This is a genomic window from Candidatus Pelagibacter bacterium nBUS_36, assembly GCF_051201215.1.
In the GTDB taxonomy this organism is placed as follows: Bacteria; Pseudomonadota; Alphaproteobacteria; order Pelagibacterales; family Pelagibacteraceae; genus Pelagibacter.
This window is the reverse complement of sequence record NZ_CP172839.1, coordinates 629,089-650,578: the sequence shown is the minus strand read 5'-3', so window position 1 is coordinate 650,578 and position 21,490 is coordinate 629,089. Positions and strand designations below refer to the sequence as shown.

25 protein-coding genes are annotated in these 21,490 nt (G+C 28.9%); 18 read left to right on the top strand and 7 right to left on the bottom strand.

From position 1 onward, the window contains the following. Positions 1-4: 4 nt before the first annotated feature. Positions 5-154 carry a hypothetical protein gene (locus ACIJYI_RS03575; RefSeq protein ID WP_435114722.1) on the bottom strand — a complete coding sequence of 50 codons (150 nt, stop codon included), beginning with the start codon at positions 152-154 and terminating at the stop codon, positions 5-7. A 224-nt stretch (positions 155-378) separates the two neighbouring features. Here ACIJYI_RS03575 and ACIJYI_RS03570 point away from each other — a divergent pair, with 224 nt between their 5' ends. Beyond that, entirely contained in the window at positions 379-549 is a 171-nt protein-coding gene (locus tag ACIJYI_RS03570; protein WP_435084866.1) for a hypothetical protein, read from the top strand. Between the two features lie 78 nt (positions 550-627). Here ACIJYI_RS03570 and ACIJYI_RS03565 read toward each other — a convergent pair whose 3' ends face one another. Both ACIJYI_RS03565 and ACIJYI_RS03560 read right to left on the bottom strand, forming a co-directional pair. Next, positions 628-1,593 (bottom strand): hypothetical protein, encoded by a 966-nt coding sequence (locus ACIJYI_RS03565; protein WP_435114721.1) that lies wholly within the window; start codon positions 1,591-1,593, stop codon positions 628-630. 287 nt (positions 1,594-1,880) lie between these two features. Next, complete coding sequence (locus ACIJYI_RS03560) at positions 1,881-2,957, bottom strand: zinc ABC transporter substrate-binding protein (protein ID WP_435114720.1); 1,077 nt, start codon at positions 2,955-2,957, stop codon at positions 1,881-1,883. A gap of 71 nt (positions 2,958-3,028) precedes the next feature. On the opposite strand from ACIJYI_RS03560, the gene ACIJYI_RS03555 reads away from it, so the two are divergent. Genes ACIJYI_RS03555 through ACIJYI_RS03540 form a run of 4 tightly spaced genes read left to right on the top strand, consistent with a single transcriptional unit; the run spans position 3,029 to position 6,002 of the window. Further along, positions 3,029-3,775, top strand: a complete 747-nt coding sequence (locus ACIJYI_RS03555; RefSeq protein WP_435084861.1) for an ATP-binding cassette domain-containing protein — start codon at positions 3,029-3,031, stop codon at positions 3,773-3,775. 1 nt (position 3,776) lies between these two features. After that, entirely contained in the window at positions 3,777-4,580 is an 804-nt protein-coding gene (locus ACIJYI_RS03550) for a metal ABC transporter permease (protein WP_435114719.1), read from the top strand. A gap of 24 nt (positions 4,581-4,604) precedes the next feature. Continuing rightward, on the top strand, positions 4,605-5,003 hold the full coding sequence (locus ACIJYI_RS03545) for a Fur family transcriptional regulator (RefSeq protein WP_435114718.1): 399 nt from the start codon (positions 4,605-4,607) through the stop codon (positions 5,001-5,003). Beyond that, entirely contained in the window at positions 5,004-6,002 is a 999-nt protein-coding gene (locus tag ACIJYI_RS03540; protein ID WP_435114717.1) for an Ldh family oxidoreductase, read from the top strand. On the opposite strand, the gene xth is transcribed toward ACIJYI_RS03540, so the two are convergent. Together xth and ACIJYI_RS03530 are read right to left on the bottom strand one after the other, a co-directional pair. Then, entirely contained in the window at positions 5,994-6,770 is a 777-nt protein-coding gene (gene xth, locus ACIJYI_RS03535; protein ID WP_435114716.1) for an exodeoxyribonuclease III, read from the bottom strand. The genes ACIJYI_RS03540 and xth overlap by 9 nt on opposite strands. After that, a complete protein-coding gene (locus ACIJYI_RS03530) occupies positions 6,770-7,087 on the bottom strand; it encodes a HesB/IscA family protein (protein ID WP_435084851.1) in 318 nt (105 codons plus the stop codon). Before ACIJYI_RS03530 ends, xth begins: the two co-directional genes overlap by 1 nt. Positions 7,088-7,137: 50 nt before the next feature. Here ACIJYI_RS03530 and ACIJYI_RS03525 point away from each other — a divergent pair, with 50 nt between their 5' ends. The 13 genes from ACIJYI_RS03525 to secF are packed head-to-tail and all read left to right on the top strand — an operon-like array spanning position 7,138 to position 17,930. Further along, entirely contained in the window at positions 7,138-8,256 is a 1,119-nt protein-coding gene (locus tag ACIJYI_RS03525) for a deoxyguanosinetriphosphate triphosphohydrolase (protein ID WP_435114715.1), read from the top strand. Beyond that, positions 8,253-9,986, top strand: a complete 1,734-nt coding sequence (argS, locus tag ACIJYI_RS03520) for an arginine--tRNA ligase (RefSeq protein WP_435114714.1) — start codon at positions 8,253-8,255, stop codon at positions 9,984-9,986. Before ACIJYI_RS03525 ends, argS begins: the two co-directional genes overlap by 4 nt. Further along, a complete protein-coding gene (locus tag ACIJYI_RS03515) occupies positions 9,986-10,246 on the top strand; it encodes a hypothetical protein (RefSeq protein ID WP_435114713.1) in 261 nt (86 codons plus the stop codon). The genes argS and ACIJYI_RS03515 overlap by 1 nt, the downstream gene beginning before the upstream one ends. After that, positions 10,239-11,189: a glycoside hydrolase family 3 N-terminal domain-containing protein gene (locus ACIJYI_RS03510; RefSeq protein WP_435114712.1), complete on the top strand. Its 951-nt coding sequence runs from the start codon at positions 10,239-10,241 to the stop codon at positions 11,187-11,189. Before ACIJYI_RS03515 ends, ACIJYI_RS03510 begins: the two co-directional genes overlap by 8 nt. Positions 11,190-11,198: 9 nt before the next feature. Next, positions 11,199-11,942 carry a segregation and condensation protein A gene (locus ACIJYI_RS03505; protein ID WP_435114711.1) on the top strand — a complete coding sequence of 248 codons (744 nt, stop codon included), beginning with the start codon at positions 11,199-11,201 and terminating at the stop codon, positions 11,940-11,942. Then, entirely contained in the window at positions 11,935-12,639 is a 705-nt protein-coding gene (scpB, locus tag ACIJYI_RS03500) for an SMC-Scp complex subunit ScpB (RefSeq protein WP_435114710.1), read from the top strand. Before ACIJYI_RS03505 ends, scpB begins: the two co-directional genes overlap by 8 nt. 43 nt (positions 12,640-12,682) lie before the next feature. Further along, complete coding sequence (gene tatA, locus ACIJYI_RS03495) at positions 12,683-12,883, top strand: twin-arginine translocase TatA/TatE family subunit (protein WP_435091221.1); 201 nt, start codon at positions 12,683-12,685, stop codon at positions 12,881-12,883. A gap of 5 nt (positions 12,884-12,888) precedes the next feature. Next, positions 12,889-13,104, top strand: a complete 216-nt coding sequence (gene tatB, locus ACIJYI_RS03490; RefSeq protein ID WP_435114709.1) for a Sec-independent protein translocase protein TatB — start codon at positions 12,889-12,891, stop codon at positions 13,102-13,104. Continuing rightward, on the top strand, positions 13,097-13,867 hold the full coding sequence (gene tatC / locus ACIJYI_RS03485; RefSeq protein WP_435114708.1) for a twin-arginine translocase subunit TatC: 771 nt from the start codon (positions 13,097-13,099) through the stop codon (positions 13,865-13,867). The genes tatB and tatC overlap by 8 nt, the downstream gene beginning before the upstream one ends. Further along, on the top strand, positions 13,860-15,119 hold the full coding sequence (gene serS / locus ACIJYI_RS03480; RefSeq protein ID WP_435114707.1) for a serine--tRNA ligase: 1,260 nt from the start codon (positions 13,860-13,862) through the stop codon (positions 15,117-15,119). Before tatC ends, serS begins: the two co-directional genes overlap by 8 nt. 55 nt (positions 15,120-15,174) lie before the next feature. Beyond that, complete coding sequence (gene yajC, locus ACIJYI_RS03475; protein WP_435114706.1) at positions 15,175-15,465, top strand: preprotein translocase subunit YajC; 291 nt, start codon at positions 15,175-15,177, stop codon at positions 15,463-15,465. Between the two features lie 15 nt (positions 15,466-15,480). Beyond that, positions 15,481-17,034: a protein translocase subunit SecD gene (secD, locus tag ACIJYI_RS03470; protein ID WP_435114705.1), complete on the top strand. Its 1,554-nt coding sequence runs from the start codon at positions 15,481-15,483 to the stop codon at positions 17,032-17,034. Beyond that, positions 17,034-17,930 (top strand): protein translocase subunit SecF, encoded by an 897-nt coding sequence (gene secF / locus ACIJYI_RS03465; protein ID WP_435114704.1) that lies wholly within the window; start codon positions 17,034-17,036, stop codon positions 17,928-17,930. Before secD ends, secF begins: the two co-directional genes overlap by 1 nt. A 3-nt stretch (positions 17,931-17,933) precedes the next feature. Here the strand turns inward: secF and ACIJYI_RS03460 are convergent, their stop codons facing one another. Continuing rightward, positions 17,934-18,536 (bottom strand): urate hydroxylase PuuD, encoded by a 603-nt coding sequence (locus ACIJYI_RS03460; protein WP_435114703.1) that lies wholly within the window; start codon positions 18,534-18,536, stop codon positions 17,934-17,936. Between the two features lie 55 nt (positions 18,537-18,591). Then, positions 18,592-21,444 carry an excinuclease ABC subunit UvrA gene (gene uvrA / locus ACIJYI_RS03455; RefSeq protein WP_435114702.1) on the bottom strand — a complete coding sequence of 951 codons (2,853 nt, stop codon included), beginning with the start codon at positions 21,442-21,444 and terminating at the stop codon, positions 18,592-18,594. Positions 21,445-21,490: the final 46 nt, after the last annotated feature.

Here is a 21,490-nt window from a genome sequence, read left to right as displayed (position 1 = left end):
AACTTTAGCCATCAGCTTTCAATTTAGTATGACCACAATTTTTACACTCAAGAGTCGTAATTCTATCTGTTGGATTAAATCCAAACTCAATATTTATGGTTTTGTATCTATGCAACCCAAGAAAACACAGTAATTTTGTCAATTTTAAAATCATAATTTAGACACTTTAAATTGTTAATCTTAATAATTGATCATCAGCCTGAAGCTGAATTAGTGCGGGACTTAAATAGATCATACCGCAGACAAAAAATTAAAGCAAAAAATAATTCAGTTTTTTTTACTTATTCATTTAAGAGCACCTTTATAAATCTTTTTTTTAAAATTAATTTTTTTTTAATTCTGATTATTTGAATTGTATTTATGTTATGATTATTAAATATGAAGGAGTTTAAAGAACTCATAAAAAAACATAAAAAAATTGAATTAGCAATTAAACATTTTACAAAATTAAGAATGAATGACAGAGCTTTTTCTTCTTGGGAAAAACTAAGAAAACTAAAAAAAGAAAAGTTAAAATTAAAAGAATTAGTTTCTAAATTTAAGAAATAATATTTTCAAGATAATATATCAAATTATGAATTATATGGCCGTATTAGATATTTCTAATACGACCATAATATAATTTATTTAAAACCAATTATTTGGAATAATAATGTAGTGAATTGCTAAAACAATTCCAACAGATACACTTAATCCAAAGATCATCTTAATGAAGTCTTTTCCAATTAATGGGAAGACGTATTTAAACTTGTACTCTTTATTCATTGTAGATATGGCAAGTTCTCTACCACATAATAATCCTACAAATACCCATGTTGTAGACATTGGCAGGTCATTAAGTTCTTTAAAGTAGTATAGTACCGCAGCATAAATAACATTTATTATTGTTGCTGATCTTGCATATCTTGTTCCAGTCTTATCTAAAACAACTTTTTGTATTGGTCCACCATGAATATAAAATATGTAGAACAATAAAGCTGTAAAGTACGCTAGAACAATTAATAATAAAGTTACATCTAATTGTCTTGGAAGATAAACTGCTATATTAGCTACGTCATGAGATAACCAAACCCACCATAACCAACCTGAAGTTACCCATACAGAGTTTCTCCAAAATCCTATCCATTTATCCTGTACTTCATCAAATTTTTCATTGATAAATTTTGATACTACTATCCAAGCTAAATATGCAACTACAGCAGCTAAGCCATAACCTACAACACTTTTCATTAACATCTTTTCCAAAACTACAGTGGATGCAAATGCTGAAAGTACCAAGAAGGTTGTAGATACTGGGATACCAACTCTAGTTAATAATAAAAGAATAGCAGGAGCAACTGCGTGGTACCATTGAATTTCTTGAAATGGTATTCTGTTAAGTCTACCGTATGATATGTCGCCATCATATGAGTACCATCCCCATGTGATAGCTATAGCCATTACAAAAGATGCTGAACCAGCAAGAGTGTACCATTTAAACCATTTTTGTTTAGACGCTATAAAAGTACCTAGTGTTTGTATTGAGTCATTTGCAATAACACTATATCCCGCTAAAGCAAAGCCGACGATTGTATATATTGTTGTCAGTTCCATTTTTTTCCTATTTTTTGTTTACTTTATTGTTTTCCGTTTCGAACGATTCTTATTCTTGATAACGATTTAATAGGTGTGAGGGAATTTATCTATAGCTAAATTTATTATCTTTTTTTGTAAGGAGTTGATTCATCGTTTTTTATAATAAAAAAAACATAAGTCCACAGTAAGAATTTAGAAATTTTTTTAAGAATAGATGATTCTTCTTAATTATATTATCCTTTAAATTTGTCTACTTAAAATTTACAAATATAAGTTGTATTTTGTATAATTACAAAACTGCCGACTTAACAACTTTTAAATGACAAAGACATATTTTTAATTAAATCAAAATATAAATCTTTACCTGGATCTAAAGTTGCACCTAATGGATCCAAAACACCTGTTTTTATCTTCATATCTTTCGCTACGGCGTTGATGATGTTAGGATTAAATTGAGGTTCAGAGAACACACAAGCAACTTTATCATGTTCAATAATTTCTCTGATTTCTGCTAATTGTTCGGCACCAGGCATTACATCAGGATTAACAGTAAACGCACCGAGAATATTCAAATTAAATCTTTTTTCAAAATATTGATATGCATCATGAAAAACTATAGATGACACACTTTTGTTTAATTCTGTCATCACTTCGATTGTAAGAGTATCAATTTCTTTAAGTGCTTTTTTTAAATTATCTTGATATTTTGATGCATTTTCAACATCATTTTCAATCAAATGTTCGGCCATTTCATTTAAGATTACTTTAGCATTCATTGGATCTAACCAAATGTGAAAGTCATATTCTCCGTGTGCATGACCTTCGTGATCATCTTTTTTTTTAGCATGATCATCATGGTCATGGTCGTCATGATCATCTTCTTTTTTAGTGTGGTCATCATGGTCATGGTCGTCGTGATCATCTTCTTTTTTAGCGTGCTCATCATGGTCTTGGTCGTCGTGAGCATCTTCTTTTTTAGCGTGATCGTCATGGTCATCATGATTATGTTCTTCAAAAATATTTCTTTCTCTAAACTTTAATATATTCAACCCTTTAACCTCCATTAATTCAATTTTTTCAGCTTTTTTAGCTATTGAGCTTAATGGTTTTTTTAGAAAATTTTCCATATCTTCACCAATCCAGAATACAATATCTGCGTTCTGCAACATTTTTGCATGAGATGGTTTCATGGAAAAAGAGTGAGGAGACGCGTAACCATCTACAATTAAACCTGGTTTTCCAATTCCATCCATAAGATAACTTGCTAAAGAATGGATAGGTTTAATTGATGTAACTACTTTTATTTCAGCATTAGCTGATGTAAATAATGTTAACATTGATAAAATTGATAAAATTAAGGATGATTTTTTGATATTTTTCATAATAAGTATTTTAATTAGTTGTTATAATATAACATTATGTAATAATATAACATTTACAAGTCAAGATATAAATGAACTCAGATAAAAATATATTAGTAGAGCTAAATAAAGTTGGTTTTAAACAAAATAATAAATGGTTAGTAGAAGGTGTTACATTAAAAGTTGAGAAAGGAAAGATTGTTACTCTAATTGGTCCAAATGGATCTGGCAAAAGTACTACAGCAAAAATTGCACTAGGTATTTATAAAAATATTGAGGGAAGTGTTGAAAAATTCACAAACAAAGTTGGTTATGTTCCTCAGAAAATTTCAATAGATTGGACTTTGCCACTAAGAGTGTATGATTTTATGCTTTTGACTGAAGATATTAAAGATGAAGCAATAGAAGAAGCTCTTACTCTTACTGGAGTTACTCATCTTAAAAATGAAAATTTAGGAAATTTATCAGGTGGAGAATTTCAAAGAGTTTTGATAGCAAGAGCAATTTCTAAAAAACCAGAATTATTAGTTCTAGATGAACCAGTTCAAGGTGTTGATTATACTGGAGAGATTGCGTTATATGAATTGATCAAAAAAATTTCAGATACTTTAAATTGTGGAATTTTATTAATTTCTCATGATTTACATACTGTTATGACAGCAACCGATCATGTTGTTTGCTTAAATGGACATGTATGTTGTTCAGGTACACCAATGGATGTTGCTAAAAATAATGAATACAAAACTTTGTTTGGTGAACAAGCTTCTCAAATTCTAACTGTTTATGAGCATAAGCATGATCATGTTCATTCAGATGAGGGTCGAATAAAGAAAAATTAACATGTTAGATGATTTTTTTATAAGAGCTTTAATAGCCGGAATAGGAGTTGCGCTAGTAACGGGACCACTAGGTTGTTTTGTAGTATGGAGAAGATTGTCTTATTTTGGCGATACATTATCTCATTCAGCCTTATTAGGTGTTACAATAGCTTATTCGTTTGAGCTTAATATTGCGTTATCAGTGTTCATAATTTCATCTGTTGTTGCATTGATATTAATTCAACTTCAGAAAAAAACTAATCTACCTGGAGACGCTTTGTTAGGTCTTTTGGCACACTCTTCTTTAGCTGTTGGATTAGTTGTAATTGGTTTTTTAACTTTTATTCGTTTTGACATAATGGGTCTTTTATTTGGAGACATATTAGCCGTAACAACTAATGACTTAATTATTATATGGACTGGTGGAACATTAATTTTATTTGTACTTAAATTGATCTGGAAACCTCTGTTCGCATCTACGGTAAATTATGAACTAGCAGAAGCAGAGGGGTTAAATCCTGATAGATCTAAAGCTATATTTACAATTTTGATGGCTGCAGTGATTGCTATATCAATTAAAATGGTTGGATTATTGTTAATCACTGGAATGTTAATTATACCGGCTGCAATGGCAAGAAATATTTCAGACAGTCCAAAGAAAATGGTTTTATATTCAGTTATTGGTGGTCTTTTATCAGTAATATTGGGTTTATTTTCTTCATTAGAATTTAACACGTCATCTGGACCTTCAATAATTATGGCTGCTTTAGTTTTATTTATATTGTCTTTACTTAATATTAAACAATCGATTAAATTGAAAAATTAACAACTAATTGATAAGAATTTGTATATGCAAAAAGAACATAATCTTTCTAAAAACCAAAAAATTATTTTTGATATAATTGATAAATCTGGTGAGCCAATGAAAGCTTATTCAATTCTATTTAATGTTCAAAAAAAAGGAATTAAAGCTCCATTGCAAGTTTATAGAGCTTTAGATAAATTAGTAGAAATTGGAAAGATCCATAAAGTTGAAAGTAGAAATGCTTTTATAGCTTGTCAAAATTCTAACTGTCAAATTTCTAAAGCAACAGCATTCTCAATTTGTGAAAATTGTGAAAATGTTTCTGAAATAAGTAATTCAAAACTTTCAAAATATTTATCAAACTTTACAGATGATTCTGGAACGAAATACAGCAAGTATAATTTAGAATTTTTTGGTTTATGCAAAAATTGTAAGACTAAATAAATGAACAATATTCCTTTATCTTTAGATGAGATTTTCGATTTAGCTAAAAAAACACTATTAGCTAATGGATGCAATGATGAAACAGCATCTATTCTCGCTAATTTAATCAAGAATGCAGAAAGAGATGGTTCTGTATCTCATGGTTTATTTAGATTGCCTGCTTATGTCAGTGGTCTCAAAAGTGGAAAGATCAACGGTAAAGGCAAACCTGAAATAAATAAAGTTTCTTCATCTGTAATTAAAGTTCAAGGAAATAATTGCTTAGCACCAGTTGTTTTAAGTAAGGCTTTGCCCGAATTATCTAAAGCTGCAAAAGAAAATGGGGTCGCTGTGTTAGCTATAAATAATTCACATCATATGGCTGCTATGTGGCCTGAAACTGAAAAGTTAGCAGATGATGGCTTAGTCGCTTTTGCTTGCACATCATACAAACCTGCTGTTGCTCCTGCTGGAGCAATCAAACCTTTATTTGGTACTAACCCAATTTCATTTGCATGGCCTAGACCAGGAAAAACTCCTGTTGTTTATGATATGGCCACTGCCTCAATGGCGATGGGTGAAGTACAAGTTGCAAAAAGAGAAGGGCATAAAGTTCCACTTGGTACAGGCTTGACTAAAGATGGCAAAGAAACAACGGATCCAAGTGAAATAGCAGACGGAGGTGTATTATTACCTTTTGGTGGATATAAAGGGTCCGCAATTGCAATGATGGTTGAATTACTTGCGGGTGCTTTAGTTGGAGATAATTTTAGCTACGAGACGGCTGCTAAAGATAATAATGATGGTGGACCACCTAGTGGTGGTGAATTTATTTTAGCTATTTGTCCTGATAAAACAGCCGGAACAACTTGGCAAAAACATGCTGAAGAATTTTTTGAAAAAATGAAATCAATGGGTGATGTTAGATTACCTGGCGAAAGAAGACATAAAAATAGACAGGATACAGGTCCTAGAAATATCAATGAGGATTTAGTTAATAAAATAAAGTCTCTAAGCTAGTTTAATTTCAATAGGCGTGTGATCTGAGGGTTTTTCTCTTCCACGAGGATCTTTATTAATATGAATATCTTTTACATTGTCAATTATAGAGTTTGAAACTAAGAAATGATCAATTCTCATACCGTTATTTTTTTGCCATGCACCCCTCATATAATCCCAAAATGTATAGCCTTCTTTATCTTCATTAAAATGTCTGTAAACATCATTAAAACCTAGATTTAACATCTCTCTAAATTTTTTTCTTATTTCAAGTCTATATAGTGCATCGTCTTCAAAGCTTTTAACATTATAAACGTCCTCAGCTGCTGGAATGACATTAAAGTCACCAGCAAGAATTATGTTAGAATTTTTTTTTGATAAAGTTTTTACTTGTTTAATTAATTGATCCATCCAATTTTTTTTATAATCATATTTTTCAGTATCAACAGGGTTTCCATTAGGAGTATAAATATTTATTAACTGGATAACTTTTTTCTTATATTTCATCTCTGCAGAAATTATTCTTGATTGTTTTAGTTTATCTTTAATTAAATCAGTTCTGACATTTTCTAATTTACCTTTAGATATAATAGCAACACCATTATAGCTTTTCTGACCAAAAACATGACTTTCATAATCCATAGATGCAAAATCATCATAGGGAAAATTAACATCTTCAGTTTTAATTTCTTGCATCATTAAAACGTCAGGTTTGTATTTTAGTAAATAACTTTTGATATTATCGATTCTTGCTCTAACTGAATTAACGTTCCAGGATGAAATAATCATTAAAGAGAGAATGAGACACCACAACCACAAGAAGATTTGGTTTGTGGATTAGAAATTTTAAAAGACTCACCTATAAGTTCAGATACATAATCAACTTCAGAGCCTTTTAATAGGTCTGCTGATGTTTTATCAATTAATATATTTTCATAATTGAAATCATCGTCATTTTTAGATTTATCAAATGTGAATTCATATTGAAATCCAGAACAACCACCACCTTTAATAGCGATTCTAAAAAAAGAACCTACGTCTTTTTTAGACAATAAATTTGCTATCTGTTTTAAAGCATTATCTGTAAATTTAATTTCTTTAATCATGTCTGAACACTGATATTACTAATATAATACTTAATTATTTAAATTAAAGGATGAAAAAACACACTTTGTTAGGCGTATTTAAAAGTAAGGGTAGACTTAGTAAAGAACCCACATCAAAGTATCGATCACCTTTTCAAAGAGACAGAGATAGAATTATTCACAGTGCATCGTTTAGAAGATTGAAACATAAAACTCAAGTATTTGTGAATACAGAAGGAGATCATTTTAGAACAAGAATTACTCATTCTATTGAGGTTGCACAAATAGCTAGATCTATTGCAAAATATCTAAACTTAAATGAAGATTTAGCCGAAACATTAAGTCTCGCTCACGATTTAGGCCACACACCTTTTGGACATGCTGGTGAAGACGCTTTAAATGAATGTATGGGAAATTATGGTGGTTTTGATCATAATCTTCAAACATTAAGAATAGTTATGTTCTTAGAGAATAAGTATTTCAAATTTAAAGGCCTTAATTTATCTGTTGAGACCTTAGAAGGGCTATTAAAACATAATGGTCCTGTTGAAGATACAGCCTTGGTAAATAGTTTGATTGGTTTGAAAACTTTTAAGGGTAAAATTAATTTTAACACTTACGCATCTTTAGAAGCTCAAATTTCAGCAATTTCAGATGATATTGCTTACAATAATCATGACATACAAGATGGAATTAAAGCTAATTTGTTTAAATTAGAAGAGCTCGTTGAAATAGACTTTTTTAAATCAATTTATTTTAAGTATAAAAATAAGATTAATAAAAAAAATTATAAAATAGCCACTTATCAAATAATTAGAGACTCAATTGATTTAATGATCAAGGATTTATTGGTTAACACACAAAAAAATATAAAAGTGTTTAAAGTTAAATCTGTAAAAGATGTTGCTAAAATAGATCAATTAGTAGTTGGTTTTTCAGACAAATTGCAGAATTCAGAAAAAGAAATTAGATTTTTTTTAAGAACTAAAATGTATAATAATAAATCAGTTCTAAGGAAAAATCAAAGAGGTAAAGTGATTGTTAAAAAATTATTTAATATAATCAAATCTAATCCTAGAAAATTTCTTTCAAAAGATCAATTGACTATAGATAAATTTAGAGCTATTTCAGATTTTATTTCAGGTATGACAGATCGTTATGCTATTAACCTATATAACAATTATAAATGAATATTTTTGAGTCATACATAGACAAAATTAAATCAATCTTAATTGATCTTAATAAACAAGGGGAATTAATTATTCCAGAAACTTTAAATGGAATTAATGCAGAAATTCCACCAGAACAATTTGATTGTGATATTTCAACAAATGTTGCAATGGTGCTTTCAAAATTAAATAAAAAATCGCCAATTGATTTAGCTGGACAAATATCTCCTGTTATTAAAGATAAAGATCCACTAATTGAAAATATTACAATTGTGAAACCAGGATTTATTAATATTAAGTTTAAACCTTTATTTTGGACAAATTTTATTCAAGAAATTATTACTAATGCAAAAAACTTTGGTGTTAATGCAAAAGAAAAAAAACTTAATTATTTAGTAGAGTTTGTTTCAGCTAACCCAACAGGACCCTTACACGTCGGCCATTGTCGTGGCGCTATATTAGGCGATGTAATCTCTAATGTATTAATTTTTAATAAACATAAAGTTACTAAAGAATATTATGTAAATGATTATGGTAACCAAATTATAAATTATACAAAATCTGTTTATTTTAGAATTCGTGAAGTTATATTTAAAGAACCTTTTCCTAGCGATAATCCAGATTTATATCCTGGTGATTACTTGGCTGATTTTGCAAAGAATATTGTTTCATCAAATTCAGATATTAACTTTGAGAATTATGATGAAATTGTAGATAAATTAACTGCATTATCTATAGAGCAAGCATTATTTTTAATTAAGAAAAATTTAAAAAGTTTAGGAATTAAGCATGATAATTTTGTTAGCGAGAAAAGTATTGTATTAAACAATGAAGTTGAAAAAGTGATCAAATTTTTAGAAGCCAGTAAGTACGTATATAAAGGTAAAATAAAAGCTCCAGCAGGTGAAGATAACAAGAATTGGGTTGAGAGAGAGCAGTTATTATTTAAATCAACAGATTTTGGTGATGATAAAGATAGAGCCTTACAAAAATCTGATGGTACATGGACATATTTTGCAAGTGATGTTGCTTATCATAAAAATAAAGTTGATAGAAATTTTGATCATTTAATCAATATTTTAGGAGCAGATCATGCTGGTTATATTAAAAGAATTTCTTCTTCTGTTGATGCTTTGTCAGGTACCAAAAATAAATTAATTTGTAAAATTAGCCAACTTGTAAAACTTATCAAAGACAATAAACCTTTTAAAATGTCAAAAAGAAAAGGTGACTACATAACAGTTGATGATTTAGTTGATGAAGTAGGTAAAGATGCTACGAGATTTATAATGCTTAATAGAAGTAGCGATGTTGAGCTAGATTTTGATTTTGATGCAGTAAAAGAAAAATCTAAAGATAATCCACTTTATTATGTTCAGTATTGTTATGCAAGAATTTCATCTGTCTTTAGACACCTTAGCAAAGATTTGAATATAGATGTTAAAATAGATAATTATAAATTTGAATATTCACATGAAGAAATTAAGATATTAAAAAAGGTGTCGCAATGGCCAAAATGCATTGATGCTGCTAGCACAAAACTAGAACCACATCGTATTCCGGTTTATTTATATGAACTAGCATCAGAATTTCATTCGTATTGGAATTTAGGTAAACAACAACCAGAAAAAAGATTTATTAACGATCAAAAAAATATATCCCCGGATAAATTAGTTTTTTTAAAAGCAATATCTAACGTTATTAAATCAGGTATGAATATTGTTGGAGTTGATACTCCAGAAAAAATGTAATGTTAAAAGAAATTAAATATTTAATTTTTATAACCGTAATAAGTTTATTTCTTTTTTTTACTGGTAAATATTATTTTTCAGATGAAAATATTAAAAAATCCTACCGTGCTTACAAAAATATTGATGAAAAAATTAAAGTTTATTCAAAAGATTTACCAATTCTAGAAAATGACACTCAAGATATAATAGAATATGTAAAACAAACTAATAAAAAAAAGAAAAAAAAATTTAATTTTTGGAATCTTTTAGAAAATGATTAATAATAGAAAAGCGTTCATTGTTGGTTTAAAATCATACAAATTATCCAATAGAGAAAAAAATTTTTTACAAAAGCACAGACCTTGGGGTGTAATATTATTTTCAAGAAACATTAACACAATTCAACAAACTAAAAATCTTACAAACAATATTAAAAAAATTTTTAAGGATAAAAAATATCCTATATTAATTGATCAAGAAGGAGGTAGAGTTAACAGATTAAATAGAATAATTTCATTTGATAATTTAACTTCTGAATATTTTGGAAACTTATTTGAAAAAGATAAAATGAAATTAAATATTATCTATAAATTATTTGTTGATAAAACAGCTTTTTTACTAAAGTTGATTGGTGCAAACATCAACACAGTGCCAGTTCTAGATCTTCGAGTTCATGGATCGAGCAATATAATTGGAAACAGATCTTTTTCTAAAAATAAAAATACAGTCTCAAAAATGGGGGATTTATGCATAAAATTATTTCATGAAAACTCTATTGGCACTATCATTAAGCATATACCAGGTCATGGTTTGGCCAAAGTGGATAGTCACAACTTTACTCCAATTATTAAAAAATCAGTTAAATATCTAGATAAAAATGATTTTTATCCTTTTAAAAATAAAAAAAGCTTTTTTGCTATGACGGGTCACGTTGTATATGAAAAATTAGATAAGACGAATACAGTAACTCACTCAAAAAAAATTATTAATTACATTAGGAAAGTAATTGGTTTTAAGAACATTTTAATTTCAGATGATTTGTCTATGAAGAGCTTAAAAGAAAATATTAAGATTAATACAATAAAGTGTTTCAAAGCTGGTTGTAATCTAGCACTACATTGTAATGGAAATTTCAAAGAAATGGAAATTGTTGCCAACAATTCACCTTTAATAAGTTCTTTTATAATAAAAAAAACATCACAATTTTACAAAATTTTAAGCTAATATCTTACTATGTCTGAAAGTGATTCTGTTTTATTTAATGTTGATATAAACAATTATAATGGACCTTTAGATGTCCTATTAGATTTAGCTAAGGCACAAAAAGTTGATTTAGAAGAAATATCAATAACCAAATTAGCAGATCAATTTCATGATTATATAACAAAAGAGAAAGATTTGAATTTAGAGATAGCTTCTGAATATCTATTGATGGCAACATGGTTAGCTTATCTTAAGTCAAAATTATTATTACCTGGTACTCCTGAAGAAGAATTTAAAGTTCAAGAAGTTGCGGATAAATTAAAATTACAGCTTAAAAAATTAGAGCTTATAAGATTGTTATCTGAACAAATGCTTAAAAGAAAAAGGTTAGGTAGAGAAATAAGAACTCGTGGTATCAAAGGGAATATAAGATCTATTTATAGTTCAGAATATAATTTGAGTTTATTTGAGTTACTAAAATCATATTCCACAATAATAATGACAAAAGATTTTCAGAGAATTAATATTCCAAAATTACCAGTGTTCACTACTGAAGATGGTATAAAAACAATAAAACAATTCCTTGGTAAACTAATGGATTGGAAAAATATTGATGATTTGATTCCTGAAAACTTTAAAAGTGGATCAAGGTATAAAAGAACTGGTAAAGCTGGAATTTTTGCAGGTTCTCTAGAATTGGTTAAGGAGGGTAATCTTTCAATAAAACAGGATAATTTATTTGATGATGTTTATATTAAGGAAGTAAATGATTAAAAAAGAAAAAGCTGTAAAAAATAATGTGGTTAAATTCCCTTCTAAGTTAACAGATCTTGAAAAACAAATAGAAGCAGTAATTTTTGCAGCAGCAGAACCTTTAGATGTTGATACTATAGAAAGTAAGATCTCTAAAAAAACAAATGTCGTTAAATCACTAGAAAAATTACAACAAGAATATTCCAATCGAGGTATTAATTTAGTTTGTATTAAAGATAAGTGGTCCTTTAGAACTTCACCTAAACTTTCTAGTTTAATGACACAAGAAAAAACTGTTGAAAAAAAATTATCAAGAGCAGCAGTAGAGACTTTAGCCATCATAGTTTACCATCAACCTGTGACTAGAGCTGAGATAGAGGAAATAAGAGGCGTTGCATTTGGTACTAATACTTTAGAGATACTAATGGAATTAGATTGGGTGAAACCTGGTGGAAGAAAAGATGTGCCAGGTAAACCAATTCAATATTTAACAACTGATGGTTTTTTAAGTCACTTTAATTTACAAAAATTATCTGATCTTCCAACTGTAGACGAATTAGGCGCTGCTGGTTTAATTGATAGTTCAAGTGTTGATAATGCAATTTTTGGTTCTGGTAAATTTTTTAAAGAAAAACAAGATGAAAAAAAAGAGGATATCTATTCTAATATTGATGAAATGTTAAATAGCACCCTAGATGAAGAAGAAAAAGATTCATAAAAAAGTCACTTTTAAATCAATCATAAAAAGGTTATAAGTTTTTATGAGCATAGGAATTTGGCAAATAGCAATAGTAGTAATATTAGTGGTTTTATTATTTGGTCGTGGAAAAATATCTAGTTTAATGGGCGATGTTGCTAAAGGTATAAAAAGTTTCAAAAAAGGAATGGCATCAGACATAACTGATGACACAGAGCCAAAAAATATTTCTGAAGAAAACAAAGACTCAAATAATAAAGATTAAATTACATGCCTACTATTGGTTGGTTTGAAATTTTAATTGTTGTAGCTATTGCCATAATAGTTCTTGGACCAAAAGATTTTCCCGTAATGTTAAAAAAAGTAGGATCGTGGATCGGCACTGCCAAAAGATATGTAAGTGATATCCAAAACGAAGTTTCTAACATTGATATAGAAGATGAAAAAAATAATAAAATTAAAGAAGAAAATAAAATAGATGAATAATGAAGATAACGAAGGTGGCTTTGTAAGTCACTTAACAGAATTAAGAAAAAGACTTATCCATAGTTTTATATTTCTATTTATATTTTTTATTGGATGCTATTTTTTTGCTGAACATATATATGGTTTTTTAGTTGATCCATATGCAAAAGCTGTCAAAGATGATGGTTCTGAAAGAAGATTAATTTTTACAGCACTTCAAGAAACTTTTTTAACTTATTTAAAAGTGTCATTTTTTACAGCTTTCTTTGTAACATGCCCGTTCATATTTATGCAGATATGGAAATTTATTGCACCCGGTCTTTATAAACACGAAAAAATAGCAATTGCTCCTTATTTAATTTTAACACCCATTCTTTTTTTTCTTGGTGGCATGTTAGTTTATTATTTAATTATGCCATTAGCGATTAAGTTTTTTCTATCCTTTGAGAGTACCGGTCTATCAACTAGCTTACCAATCCAACTTGAAGCTAAAGTTAATGAGTATTTATCTTTAGTAATGAAATTAATTTTTGCATTTGGTATTAGTTTTCAATTGCCAGTAGTTCTTAGTCTATTAGCTAGAGTAGGCATTGTTGATAGTCAGTTTTTAAAAGAAAGAAGAAAATATGTTGTGGTAATCATTTTTGCTGCCGCAGCTTTATTAACCCCACCTGATCCAATAACTCAAATTGGTTTAGCAATTCCACTATTAATTTTATATGAATTATCAATATTTTCAGTAAAATTTATAGAAAAAAAAAATTTAAAAGATTCTGATGCATAATTTAAAAGAAATAAGAAAAGATTTTTCAAATTTTGAAAAGTCTCTTGAAAAAAGATCTCTTAAAATTGATTTCAATAATTTGCAAAAATTAGATGAACAAAATAGAGATTTAATTCAAAAAAAAGAAGCTTTAGAAAAGGAAAAAAAAGATATTTCAAAATCGAAAGACGAAAGTCTATTTAAAAAATCAAAAGAAATTTCTTCTGAATTGGAAAAAGTGTCTGATAAACAAAAAAAAATTAAAATTGAATTAGAAAATTTCTTATCAAATATTCCCAACATTCCCCATCCTGATGTTCCAAATGGCAAGGATGAAAATGATAATATTGAAGTTTCAAAATCTGGCAAGGTACCTAATTTTGATTTTACTCCAAAATCACATTATGAACTTGGTGAGAACTTAGACATGCTTGATTTTGATCTTGCAACAAAAACTACAGGTTCAAGATTTGTTTTTGTTAAAAATAAATTAGCTCTATTAGAGAGAGCGTTATCAAATTTTATGCTTGATACACATGTTAATCAAAATGAGTATCAGGAAATCTCACCTCCTTTAATTGCATCGGACAATACAATGTTTGGAACTGGACAACTTCCTAAATTTGAAAATGATCAATTTGAAATTAAATTTGATGAAGCTTCTGATAGAAAATTTCTAATTCCAACTGCTGAAGTTATTTTAACCAATATGGTTAAAGATAAAATTATAGATCGTAAAAGTCTTCCAATGAGATTTGTTGCATCAACACCATGTTTTAGAAAAGAAGCAGGCAGTTATGGAAAAGACACCAAGGGAATGATTAGACAGCATCAATTTTATAAAGTTGAAATGGTTAGCATTGTTGAAAAAGAAAATTGTTTAGAAGAACTTGAAAGAATGACTAACTGTGCAACTGATATTTTAGATAAATTAGAATTACCATATAGAAAAGTAATTTTATGTTCAGGTGATATGGGTTTTAGTGCAGAAAAGACTTACGATATAGAAGTATGGCTTCCATCAGAAAATAAATATCGTGAAATTTCATCTTGTTCCTCATGCTCAACATTTCAAGCACAAAGAATGAAAACCAGATATAAAAACGAAACTAAGGAAACAATTTTTGTTGGCACATTAAATGGTAGTGGTTTAGCTGTTGGAAGAACCTTAATTGCTGTTTTAGAAAACTATCAACAAAAAGATGGATCTATTATTGTGCCAAAAGTTTTAAGACCCTATATGAACAATTTGAAATTAATTTCATTGAAATAAAGTTGTTTTCATCAATAAGATAGTATAATAATTCAGCTAATTTATAAGGAGATTTATGGAAGGTTCAGGAATAGGACAATTTATACCGTTAATTTTAATTTTTGTTATTTTTTATTTTTTCTTAATAAGACCTCAGCAAAAAAAAGTTAAAGAACATAAGGCAATGGTCGAAAATTTAAAAAGAGGGGATAAAGTAATTACCTCTGGCGGAATAACAGGAACTGTTGAAAGATTAATAGACAGCGATAAAGTTGAAGTTGAGATTGCTGATAATGTTAAAGTTGAAATAGTTAAAGCTACTGGTATCCAAGGTCTGCTAAACGCTACTCAAGAAGTAAAAAAATAATTAATTTAAGATTAAGTGCTTTATTTTTCTAAGTTACGTATTTTATCAGTTACAATTTTTTCACTTTTATTTATCTTAATTGCATTATCTAATTTATTTAAAGTTGACGATAGTTTTTTTGATAAAAAGATTAATTTAGGGTTAGATCTTCAAGGTGGCTCATATCTATTACTAGAAATTGATAATGCTCCTGTTGTCGAACAAAAACTTCAAAATTTATCCACAACTATCAAAAATTATTTTAAAGAAAAAGACATTAAGATTAATAATATCAAAATTGAGGATAAAAATATTTTTTTTAGTGTCGATGATAAAAGTAAACAGTTAATAGTAGATACGTTTACCGATCAAGAAAGTGATATAAACCCATATTACCCAAGATTTAAGTCACATCAATTAGTAATTGAAGAGACTGGTATTAACTTTAAGGTGAGTTTTTCTAAGCAAGGTTTAATTGCTCTTAAAACCTCATCTCAAGATCAAGCCATAGAGATTGTTAGACGAAGAATTGATGAGGTTGGTACAAACGAACCTAACATATTGAAAAGAGGCAATAATCGAATTTTAGTAGAGTTGCCAGGTCTAGATGATCCTATGAGAGTGAAATCACTTTTAGGAAAAACTGCTAATTTAACTTTTAGATTTGTTACTAGTAATGAAAATGACAACTTTGGTGTAGAGAAATTAAAATATGAGGACGGAATTGAGGAAGCAACTGTAAGTAAGCGAATTATAATAAGTGGAGAAAATCTTCTTGATGCTCAACCTCAAATGGATACCCAAAATAATCAAACAATAGTTTCATTTTCACTTGATAGAGTAGGGGCTAAAAGATTTGGCAAAGCAACATCTACTGGTATTGGAAAACAACTCGCTATAGTTTTAGACGGTAAGATTATAAGTGCTCCAGTTATAAGAGATACAATTGCTAGTGGCTCAGGTCAAATAAGTGGTGGATTTACTTTTCAATCTGCAACAGATTTAGCGTTATTGCTAAGATCAGGTGCTTTACCTGCACCATTAAATATTATTGAAGAAAGAACTGTTGGCCCAGATTTAGGACAAGATTCTATAAATGCTGGAATGATAGCTTTAACCATAGGTTTTCTTCTGGTCATTTTGTTCATGTTTATTAAATACAAATTTTTTGGCTTAATTACCAACGTTACATTGATTATAAATCTATTTATCCTACTAGGTATTCTAACTTTATTTGAGGCAACTCTAACTTTACCTGGAATAGCAGGAATAATATTAACAGTTGGTATGGCTGTTGATGCAAATGTTTTAATTTTTGAAAGAATTAAAGAAGAATTAAAAGACGAAAAAAATAATATTATAGCTTTTGATACAGGCTATACTAAATCAAAAACTGCAATTATAGATGCCAATATTACCACTTTACTTGCGGCTGTTATTCTTTTTTTCATGGGCTCAGGTCCTGTAAAAGGATTTTCTGTAACTCTAGGTATTGGAATTTTTACAACTCTTTTTTCAGTTTATTTTATAGCAAGATTGTTTACCAGTATTTATGTATCAAGGAATAGGGATAAGGAGAAATTAATTTAATGATTGCTTTTAATAAGTTTTATAACCACTTTAATATTGTTTCAACATTGTTAATAACCATATCACTAATCTTATTAATTTTTAAAGGTCTTAATTTTGGTATTGATTTTAAAGGTGGAACCTTAATTGAATTAAGATCAACTGACACAAAAATAAATGTTACTACTTTAAGAGATAAATTTAGTCAAATGAATTTAGGAGATATATCGGTTAAAAAATTTGGTAATGAAACTGATTATCTCATTAAATTTGAGAACAAAGACAATAAAAAGAATATAATTGAAGAAATTAAAACAAACCTAGATAAATCATTTGGTAATAATTTTAACTTTAGAAGAGTTGAAAATGTTGGACCAAAAGTTAGTGCTGAATTATTAAAATCTGGTGTGATAGCAATCTCACTGTCATTAGCAATAATGCTATTTTATATTTGGATTAGATTTGAATGGCAATTTAGTTTAGGTGCAATTTTAGCTTTATTTCATGATGTTATAGTTACATTAGGAGTGTTTTCTTTATTTAGTCTTGAAATTAATTTATCTATAATTGCTGCAGTTTTAACCATTGTTGGGTATTCAATGAATGATACGGTTGTAATTTTTGACCGTGTTAGAGAAAATTTAAGAAAATATTCTGACATTAAGATTTTTGAATTAACAAATATTTCAATTAACGAAACTTTATCAAGAACAATAATAACTTCTGCAACTACATTGTTAGCTTTATTAGCAATTTATTTTTTTGGTGGTGAAGTTTTAAAAGGCTTTTCTTTAGCAATGATCCTTGGTGTAGTATTTGGAACTTATTCTTCAATTTATATTGCTAATACAGTTTTAGTGAGACTTAAAGTATCACAAAAAACAGTTTTAAGAGAAGACGACGATAATAATAATTAAAAATTAGTATAAGTTTTGAGCTGCAACCATTGCAAGTAGCATTGGTAAAGATAGTAATGTATTAGTTCTAGAAAACAACATTGCCATTTTTGCAGATTTAGCTTTTAGTTCTGGTTCACATTCTACAATGCCCAAAGCTCTTTTTTGATTGGGCCAAATTATAAACCAAACATTAAATGCCATAATAACACCAAGCCACATCCCTATACCAATTGCTGTATGTTTTGGTATTCCTGATCCAATACTTAAAGTCATAGCATCATGAAGGTAACCGTTTAATAACGCTAAAACTAAACCAGATAAAACAGTTAGTGCTGCAGCCCATCTAAAATAGAATAATGCTGCTGGAGCTATTACTTTTCCAATAGCAGGTTTTTGTTCATCAGGTATTTTACCCATATTTGGAATTTGAACAAAATTGAAGTACCAGAGCAAACCAATCCACATAATTGCAACAACCACATGTATATATCTAAACATCCAGCTCCAGAAAAGTGTATCAAAAGCAAAACCATCATTTAAATAAAATAAACCTAAAAATAATAAAATCGCTAAAGCTAAAGAAGCGTGAACTGTTTTGGATAATGATGATAATAAATTGCTCATGATTCTTGTTACTTATACACTAAATTGAAAATAATTTTAACACTCTTTTAAAAGATTATTTTAATAATGGTTTTAAAAATTGACCTGTATAACTACCTGCGACCTTACATACATCTTCTGGCTTACCTTCAGCAATAATATTCCCACCCTTTACGCCACCTTCAGGACCCATATCAACAATATAATCAGCTGTTTTAATCACGTCCAAATTATGCTCAATAACAACAACGGTATTTCCTAGTTTAACAAAAGTATGAAGTATTTCTAATAATTTTTTTATATCATGTTGATGAAGTCCTGTAGTTGGCTCATCAAGTATATACATTGTTCGTCCAGTAGATCGTTTGGAAAGTTCTTTTGCAAGCTTTATCCTTTGAGCCTCACCACCTGAAAGAGTTGTCGCTTGTTGACCAATCTTTATATAACCTAGACCTACTTTTTTAAGAGTTAAAAGTTTAGTTTTAATATTAGATATATTTTCAAAATATTCACAACCTTCATCAACAGACATATCCAAAACATCTGCAATGCTTTTATCCTTAAATTTAATTTCAAGAGTTTCTCTATTGTATCTTGTTCCTTTACACTCATCACACTGAATGTAAACATCGGGTAAAAAATGCATCTCATATGTAATAACTCCATCACCCTCACAAGCTTCACATCTTCCCCCTTTAACATTGAAAGAAAATCTACCTGGTTTGTAACCTCTTGTTTTTGATTCAGGTAAACTAGTAAACCAATCTCTAATTGGACCAAAAGCACCCGTATAAGTAGCTGGATTTGATCTTGGTGTTCTTCCTATAGGAGATTGATCTATATCAATAATTTTATCTATTAATTCAACACCCTTATAACTTTTAAACGCTTTAGGAACTTTTCTTGCCTTATTATTAAGTGTTAAATTTAAAGCATGATATAGTGTTTGTAATATCAATGTGGATTTACCACTTCCAGAAACTCCTGTTATACATGTGAAACTACCTGTTGGGATTTTAAGATTAACATTATTAAGGTTATTTCCACTAGCTCCAATAACTTCCACAAATCTACCATTTTTAGCTAACCGACGAGTTGTAGGAATTTCAATAATTTTTTTATTAGATAAATATTGGCCTGTAATGCTATTTTTATTTTTTTTAATTTCATCATATGTTCCCTGAGCTGTTATTTCTCCACCGTTTGTCCCAGCTTCTGGACCCATATCAATAATGTGATCTGCATTTTCCATAGTTTCAGTGTCATGTTCTACAACAATTACTGTATTACCTAAATCTCGAAGTCTTTTAAGTGCGTCAATAAGTTTTACATTATCTTTTTGATGTAAACCGATTGATGGTTCATCAAGGACATATAAAACTCCAGTTAATCCTGATCCAATCTGTGAAGCTAATCTTATCCTTTGTGCCTCACCACCAGAAAGTGTTCCTGACTCTCTCGAGAGAGTTAGATAATCTAACCCAACATTTAATAGAAAGTTTAGTCTTTCATTAATTTCTTTTAGTACATGTTCAGCTATTTTAAATTGTCTTTTATCTAAATTTTTTTCTAAATCTTTGAACCATTTAGCTGAGTCTAGGATTGATTTTTTAGTAACTTGACTAATATTATGATTATCAATTTTAACACATAAAGCCTCTTCCTTAAGCCTATCTCCGTTGCAACCTTCGCATGCAGAGTCAGATTGATATTCGGCTATAGCCTCTCTTTTCCACTCACTATCAGACTCTAAAAATCTTCTTTCAAGATTATTGATAACACCCTCAAAAGTTTTCTTATGAGAATACTTTTCATAACCATCATCATAATTAAATTTTATTTCTTCTTCATCAGAACCGTATAAAATTACATCTTTAATTTTTTTTGGAAGTTTTTTCCATTTATCATCTAATGAAAAACCATAATGTTTTGCAATAGATGATAATGTTTGTGCATAATATAGAGTTGTAGATTTTGCCCAAGGTTCAATTGCACCATCAGCTATACTTTTTCTATCATCTGGTATAACTAAATTTGGATCAACATTTAGTTTAATTCCTATTCCTTCACATTCTTCGCATGCTCCATAAGGGCTATTAAAAGAGAAAAGTCTTGGTTCAATTTCTTCAATTGTAAAACCACTTTCAGGACAAGCAAATTTAGTTGAATATATTAATTTTTCAGTCTTTCTAAATTTTTGAGGTAATGTTTCATCTTCATATTCTACAAAAATTAATCCATTAGATAGATTAACTGCAGTTTCAACACTTTCAGCTAATCTATTCCCTAGTTTTGAATTTAAAACAATTCTATCAACAAGTACTGAAATATCATGTTTAAGTTTTTTATCTAAATTAGGTGATTTTTCAATGTCATATAAAACGTTGTCAATTTTAATTTTTCTAAAACCTCTTCTTTTATAACTTAGAATATCTTTTTTATATTCACCTTTACGACCCCTAACTACAGGAGCATAAATAAAAATTGTTGACTTTTTTGGTAACTTTTTGATTAAATCAACTATCTGAGTAATTGTTTGTGAAGTAATAGCTTTACCTGTAAATGGAGAGTAGGGGATACCTGCTCTTGCAAATAAAACTCTCATATAATCATAAATTTCTGTTACAGTTGCAACAGTCGACCTTGGATTTTTAGATGTATTTTTTTGCTCAATTGCTATAGCAGGACTTAAACCTTCTATAAGGTCTACATTTGGCTTTTTCATTTTGTCCAAAAACTGTCTAGCATAAGCTGACAGACTTTCGACATATCTTCTTTGGCCCTCAGCATAGATAGTATCGAACGCTAACGATGATTTTCCTGAACCTGATAAACCGGTTATTACAACAAATTGATCCTTAGGGATTTCAACAGAGACATTCTTTAAATTGTGTTCTTTAGCACCCTTAATAACTATCTTTTTGATCATATTTTTTGTTGCTTTGAGTTAATAAAATTAATATTCACAAGAATTG